The sequence below is a fragment of the Bradyrhizobium sp. CCBAU 11357 genome (genome assembly GCF_028128865.1).
Classification (GTDB): domain Bacteria; phylum Pseudomonadota; class Alphaproteobacteria; order Rhizobiales; family Xanthobacteraceae; genus Bradyrhizobium.
The window spans coordinates 1-6,828 of sequence record NZ_LBJW01000059.1 but is presented as its reverse complement, the minus strand read 5'-3'; the positions used below and the strand labels follow the sequence as shown (position 1 = coordinate 6,828).

Genomic DNA, 6,828 nt, shown 5'->3' with positions numbered 1-6,828 from the left:
TTCTGCCACGCGGCGTGCTCGTCGATCCAACCGTCCTTCAGTCGGCCGATGGCGGATGCTGACAACCCGGCAGTCATCCTTGCCAAGCGGCGCCGCCAGCGCCTCGGAGAAGTCAGCCAGTCGAAATCCCCTCCAGATAAAGGATTGGCAACAGCGTCTCGATCGACTTCGAGCGGCGCATGTAGGGCGGCAGGATCGACGGCGAGAACCGGATGCGGCCAGGATCGGCAGCGGCGGCCTCGCGATCGCGTACACGCGGCTGGCGGACGGCGACCGGACGATACCGGTCATCACCTCGCGCTCCGGCAGGTGACCGTGGCGGACGACGCGCTGGTGGCCATCCTGGGCCTTCAAATCGGCATGCTGGCCGAGAAAGTCTGCGACGTCGGCCTCGACCGCCTTCGCGAGCAGGGCACGGGCCCCGTTGCGCAGGACTTCTGTGAGTTGGCTGAATGACGTTATCGCGGGACACGGCATATCGCTCCTTCGGTGGAGAAGTGGAGGCGTCAAGCACCCCCACGATATGCCGCCTTCCCGATTCCCGCCGTCACCAACTGTGAGCGATAGCTCCATTCGTTGTCACGTACATGTAAGGAATGTAAAAGCCAATCTGACCGCCAGAATTACTAACTTGAATTCCTGAATAGCACTCCAGGTATGACCCCACTGTGCTTGAGGGATAGCTCGCGACGCCAACAATGGCGATTGCTGGGTTTGCTGACGGTACTAACCCGTTCGGCAATAGATGGCGAACCTGCCCACGCTGAAAATAAAGTTTATGGCTCGGCAGCGCAGGAACGTGCTGCCACGGTCTTTGCTCCCATCGTAGAGGGGCGCATCAAACGCAATACCTTCAACGTCGGGCATCGCACCCCTCCTCGCTCTTAAGATCGGACATGCAGCTGACTCATCTCACCAAGACATCTGGTTGTGGAAGCATCATGAAGAGAGTGCAATGTGCGGCCTCGCATCGGGCTTACGCGTCCGTCGTCTTATAGTGAAGTCGGAGGCCGCCTTGCACCTCAGTTTTGTGCTGCTTGCAAAGTCGATGCCATCTTCCCTTTATGGGTGCTAGACGGACTGCTCGGCTGCAGATGTCGAACTGGAGTACAAGAGCCCGGCGACAACTTCGCTTGTCTTCTTGCCTTCCGCTTGTTTGTTTGATGACATAGAATATTGAAAGTCCCACATGACCAAACGCGGAGACAGCGGGATGAGGAGGCTCGCAAAGCTATCGAATTCGTGTCCGGCTTGACTAAACTAATGCTCCCAGTCGTTGTTCGTGAAGGCGAGCGCCATGCGGCGCGCCATCCACCTTGAGCTGAATGCGGAGCAGTTTGGCGATGTAGTGTGCAGAAATTGCAGTCTCATCTAGGTGAAAGACCTCGGGCACCATCGCCCGGGGCCAATTCGTTGGTGTGATTTGAAGGTGCCTAATTAGGACACCACCCCGGTTGATCGCTGCATTGCCTCGCCCCCGCCGCACATCGATCCATGCCGATGATGGTCGCCCCTCAAGATTACGCAACATCAACTCCTTTTTCTGAGGAGTTGCCTTTGCGCGTCGAGCCTCGCTAATCTGCAGCACCGGCGCGAGCTACTGCGGCTTCCAATCCAGCAACAAAGGAAACCTGATATGATCCCTATTGAAGAGGCATTTATTCGAGCGATAACGTTGCTTGACGGTCCAAAACCGACCGAGCAAAGGGCTCAAATCGTCGCCCACCTGGATACTATTATAGACTATGCACGCGACGATGCCGAGGAGCGCCTAGCCCATAGCTTCAAAGCGGTGGCCCTGAACCATCTCGACAGTATCGGTCGAGATACGTCGACTATTGTTAAGGAAAAAATGGAGCTGGCTCTGATCGCCACCGAAGAATTGATTTTAGCTATCGTCGAGCGCAACCGGCGGGAATTAAGATCCGAGCGATGTCCATGCAGGAACTTTGCAACTGGGCAATACGCCGGCCGGTTGTCGCGATCAGCTAAGCATGAGCGATGACTACCTCCACCAAAGGCATGCACGCAGCGCCATCGGACCAAGCAATAACCTTCAAAGTCACGGCCGGCGCGTGACTGGAAGCCCTTCGATCGAGGAGTTCATGGTCTACTTGTTCGAGCCCGACGGGAATGTAGTGCACTGCGTAAGGCTGATTTGCGCTGATGAGAAAGCGGCTAAGCAGCGAGCACAGCAATTTAGCCGACACCAATAGGGTCGAGCTTTGGCAACTCACTCGCAAGATTGCGAGCTATCCGTCACGCTCGAACTGAGGCGCTTGGTTTGCGCAGTCCTCGCTCTTACCCTTTGCCACGGCGTGTGTTCCTCACACACACGATCGGCGCGGGTCGACTTTCTCGTTCGACATCGTCGGCGGCAATCATTCGCATCGGCTTTCTCCATCCGCAGGCTGAGCGTCTTGAGCGAGCGGTTGATCATCCAGCAGGAATGCGGATCGAGCTGGGTGCCGATGGCGTCGCGCAGCGCCTTGACTTTCCTTGCGGGCCTCGGCACCTAATTCTCGCTTGGCATCCTCGACGAGATCAGAATCAGTTCCACTCAAGCCTCTGTCGGCGAGCTGTTGCTCCAGTCTGTTGTCGAACTCTCCGCCCATTGCATCAATGAGCTGGTCCTGCATCGCAACATGGTCGTCAGGGCGATGCGAGAAACCACATCGTCCCAAGGTTGTCAGTCCGTCGCCAGATAGTCAGCAAATTCCGCCGCCTCCTTACTCCGCACAGTTTCTCTGCACTGTCAACCTCAGCGTCGGTGACGCTGGAAACTTAAAATAAGCGCATAAGTGCTGCTGGATAGTTCAGATCTCAGGAAGGATCAACCGATTGTGACGCCGAGCTTTCCCGCCGAGCGCGCAATGCTTTCGCCAACGAAGTTACTGACATAAGCTGAAACAAGGGCGATCAGGGCCAAATGTTACGGGGTGGTGGTCGATGAGAAAGGTCGACAGACCAAGTGACCTGAAAGCCCCCCGCTTACGCTACCACTCCGCATGGCGGCCTAGGACCGGCAGAGGCTCCACCTATCGATGCGGAAACTCGGTTTAGACAATCAGGGCAGCTCTGAACCACCGTTTCTGGTAGTAGTTGTAAGTCACGCGATGCGGTCTAATGCGGGTGCGAGTTGCCCGACATCGGAGACGGATGGCACGAAGAATGGCGTTGAACACTCTACGATAGGGCCGATCGCTGAACCAGACTCTGAATTGATCGCGGGGATGGTCTCAATATCGCCACGGCCGGCGAAAGCTACCAAGAAAGGATGACGCTATCCATGCCACTAGGCTCGTCCAAGCCACGACTGACAAGACCCCGATCCGGATATCCGCGGCCTAACGTCGGCGGAAGCGGACCAAACGCGTCCTTGCTCTCGTTCATGAGCACTTCGTTTGGCTAGGCGGTTAGCGATGTGACGATTTGATCAGACTAGTTCTCTCGCGATCCGTGGCAATGAGTGCAACGCCCTGTTTGCTCTCTCCACTATGCCAACTTTCATCTGTCGCTATATCTCCCGCACTCCATCTGGGCTATTTACAATGATCTCCGTTGCGATGCATGAAGACCGCCTCTCACGAACATCAACCCTATACGCGAGTCCATACTCTCATCATCGCAGTTGGGGAAATATGCGGTCCGGCCTGTGGTTGTGGTTCCTTTATCGATGCTGACGCTCATGAGTATGCCGGAAGCTTACGCTCAAGATCTGGCAATGATGGAGCGGTGCCTAGAGCTCGCTCGGCGCGGTGCGGAGCACGGAGAGCTGCCTTCGGGGCTGTCATTGTTTCTAAAGGAGAGATCGTTGCCAAGGCGGCAAATTGCGTTTCGTCGGAAGGCGGCGTAACTAGACACGCGGGGCTAGTCGCGCTTTCTCGTGCACAAAAGAGTCTGAAGCGAAAACGTCTGCCAGATTGTACTTTGTATTCGATCGTCGAATCGTGCCCGATGTGTTCGTTTCCTACCAGAGAGGCGCGAATAAGTCGGGTGGTCTTCGCGCTTTCCTCTCCGGTGATGGGCGGATACTCGAAATGGACCGTACTGAAGGACGAGCATCTATCCAGTAAACTGCCTGAGGTTTTTGGAAGTCCGCCGGAAATCGTATCCGGATTTTTGTCCGCGCGAGCCGAGCAGGTCTGGCGTGACTGGAACCCGATTGCTTGGCGATGCATGAAACGAAGAGGTTGCTTTGGACCGGCAGCGGAGCTGCCTGAACGCCATGATAGGAGGCGATGAAGCCACCCGAGAGGCTGCACGTCTGAACAAGGTGCTGTCTGAGGAAGAAAAGGCTCATCGTCATGCGATGATGGCTCGACCGCACTAAGGAGTAATGCCATTAAGTTCGAAAGCCTGAAGCTCTGAGGTAATCGGCACATTCTCGCAGGTGACGGCGTCGAGTGGGTGTGCGATTGCGACCCAGACCGCAACGGTGCGCGGGGCAGCTTTGCGGAGCGCAGGTGGTTGAGCTTGCCGACCGGCCGAACGAGTTGACGCCATGGAGCAGGCCGCTGGGAAAGGTTGTAATCTTTGAGGCTATCAGCACCAACATGAGTGACGTGCGGATTGACACTTCGCGGTGGGAGCGCGAGTACGGGAAGAAGCCAAGGGGGCGCCGCTATTGGCGCTTCCGGATCATATCGCCCAGTATTTCGGCGAAAGACTATGAGTTCAGGACGGAGATTCCATTGATGTTCCCCAGGGCGCGCAGGGCGGCAGTAGAGAAGGCCCGGCAACGCGGTTCGGATCAAGTCGTGGTGCTACCGTGAGGAACGATGGCGAGTCGGACAATCCAACGCATAGTTTACCGAAAGACGCGCTGCTACGTAATCGCCGGCCATGGCAAGAGTATGAACTCGGTCAGTCCTGGACGAACAAGGCGCGCGTCAAGCCAGCTTTGAAGAGTCGTTGTTCGCACAGTAGCGCGCGAGGTGGAATCGCGCGGTGCCGCTGCGCGCAAAATGTCATTCATGCGCCATCCCATCTTCACCTTCGATCACAAAGCGGTGCCCTGGCAGCTGCTGTAAGGCTATCGCATATTCAGTTTTATGCACCCAGCACGGCTGATGTCGCGCCGCGGGGAAGACCTCGTCGAGCGTCTTCCAAAGGCCTAGCGCACCGTCACCAACGGCGATTTTCGGGGCGATCTTTAGCCCACCGGTTTTCGCCTCGACGAGCAGTTCGTGCCAGCTCGCGCGCTGTCGCGCACGCCGACCTGGAAGCCAGTGAGTTCCTTCTGGCCCCGGCGGCGCGCCGATCAGCAACGGCATGCATTCGCTGTGGTATGCGTGCAAGGACAAAATAGGCGCGGTTAACCACGGTATGGCTGCACGGTGGATGGATTGTACGGGCCTCAGAACCTCTTGGCGCGCTCGACGCCCGCTCTAGGAACAAAATGGCGCGGCGACGCCGATATCGGCGGACCAGGCTTCGGAGATCGCCCGTCTGCGCCAGGAGAACGAACGCTGCGCATGGAGCGCGACATCTTAAAAAAGTCGATCGCGATCTTCGCCGGAACCCGGACATGAGCTTCCGCTTCCAATTCGGCACAGGCTTTGCTCCCTTTCGGGGCACGATCACCTATTGCTCCAGATGCGGTGATGTTAGGGCGGGCTCGGCGCCGCGCGTCTGGTCCGCCCCCGATTCTCCTGTGGCTTGCGACTCCGGCGTAATCGCCCATGCCATCGGATCGATACACGTTGGATTAAAGATTCAGACTGGAACGGTAGTGTCGTACAGCCTTGAGAAGGGTTAGGGCTTCATCAGACCGGACAACTACGAAGGCGCGGGTTTGTTCGTGCACATTTCTGGCCTTCGCGACTGCACAGGGGCTGACCTGGCGCCGGGAACGCGCATATCTTTCGATCGTCGCTTCAACAAGCGACGCTCAAAGTACAGAGCCGAACAGGTCAGGCTGACCGATTGACGTGCCGCGTATTCTGCAGCGCTGTTCAGGATCAGTTCGAGAAGTGCCCGGATGTGGCGGCGTTTTGGTGATGAAGTGCGGCGGATATTTCCGAAACTTAGCTCGGGTGGTCGCTGGAGGGCGTTAGCATCTCCCTTAGCATTTGTCGCTGGAGAGCATTTCGCAGCATTTCATCAGAAGTGCACACGTCTGCTGCACAACCTAATCGAGAGCAGCGAGCGCTGTCGTACGAAGACGCTGGCGGAGCTGGCGCAACTGTTTGATGTTCATCCGAACCAGATCACGCTCTGGAAAAACCAGCTCCTGGAAGGTGGGCATGACAAGGCATCGGCCGAGACGCCGGTCGATTTGAAGGCGTTACATGCCAAGCTCGGCGAGCTTGCCTTGGAAAACGATTTTTTGTCCGGCGCGCTCACCAAGGCGGGCCTGCTGAGCGCAAAGCGATGATCGACCGTGGTCATGATTTTTCTATCGTGCGCCAAGCGAAGGTCCTGAAGCTGGCTCGCAGCACGGTCTACTATGAACCTCGGCCGGTTTCGGCCGAGGACCTTGCCTTGATGCGTCGGCTCGATGAGCTGCATCTCGATTATCCCTTCGCGGGAGCGCGTATGCTGCGATCGTTGTTGCGGCGGGCAGGGCGTATACGCCGGTCGCCGCCACATCGCGACGCTGATGAAGCGCATGGGGATCGAGGCGGTCTATCGTCGCCCGAACACGAGCAAGCCGGCACCGGGTCACAAGATCTACCGGTGCCTGTTGCGCGGATTGAAGATCGAGCGGCCCGACGATGCGTGGGCAATGGACATCACCTACATTCCGATGCGGCGTGGCTGATAACGTACAGAGTCTTTCGCACTTTCAGGATTGACGGCTTCTTCTAGAATGAAGGAGCTTTG

Annotated in this window: 3 protein-coding genes and 4 pseudogenes; 3 read left to right on the top strand and 4 right to left on the bottom strand. The window is 57.2% G+C overall.

Features of this window, described 5'->3' with window-relative positions; all coding sequences use genetic code 11:
• Positions 1-477 (bottom strand): annotated as a pseudogene (locus XI05_RS09225) (transposase); the annotation flags it as partial.
• Positions 478-547: 70 nt separating this feature from the next.
• Positions 548-742, bottom strand: a complete 195-nt coding sequence (locus tag XI05_RS09220; protein WP_271500795.1) for an acetoacetate decarboxylase family protein — start codon at positions 740-742, stop codon at positions 548-550.
• An 894-nt stretch (positions 743-1,636) separates the two neighbouring features.
• Here XI05_RS09220 and XI05_RS09215 point away from each other — a divergent pair.
• The gene (locus XI05_RS09215; protein ID WP_172789664.1) at positions 1,637-2,005 is read left to right on the top strand and encodes a hypothetical protein; all 369 of its coding nucleotides are present in this window, start codon (positions 1,637-1,639) and stop codon (positions 2,003-2,005) included.
• A gap of 378 nt (positions 2,006-2,383) precedes the next feature.
• Here the strand turns inward: XI05_RS09215 and XI05_RS09210 are convergent.
• A pseudogene (locus tag XI05_RS09210) lies at positions 2,384-2,500 on the bottom strand (PLP-dependent transferase); the annotation flags it as partial.
• A gap of 1,070 nt (positions 2,501-3,570) precedes the next feature.
• On the opposite strand from XI05_RS09210, the gene XI05_RS39710 reads away from it, so the two are divergent.
• A complete protein-coding gene (locus tag XI05_RS39710; RefSeq protein ID WP_442869248.1) occupies positions 3,571-4,245 on the top strand; it encodes a nucleoside deaminase in 675 nt (224 codons plus the stop codon).
• 773 nt (positions 4,246-5,018) lie between these two features.
• Here the strand turns inward: XI05_RS39710 and XI05_RS09205 are convergent.
• Positions 5,019-5,285: pseudogene (locus XI05_RS09205) on the bottom strand (transposase); the annotation flags it as partial.
• Between the two features lie 878 nt (positions 5,286-6,163).
• Between XI05_RS09205 and XI05_RS09200 the strand changes: the two are divergent.
• Positions 6,164-6,763, top strand: a pseudogene (locus XI05_RS09200) (IS3 family transposase); the annotation flags it as partial.
• Positions 6,764-6,828: the final 65 nt, after the last annotated feature.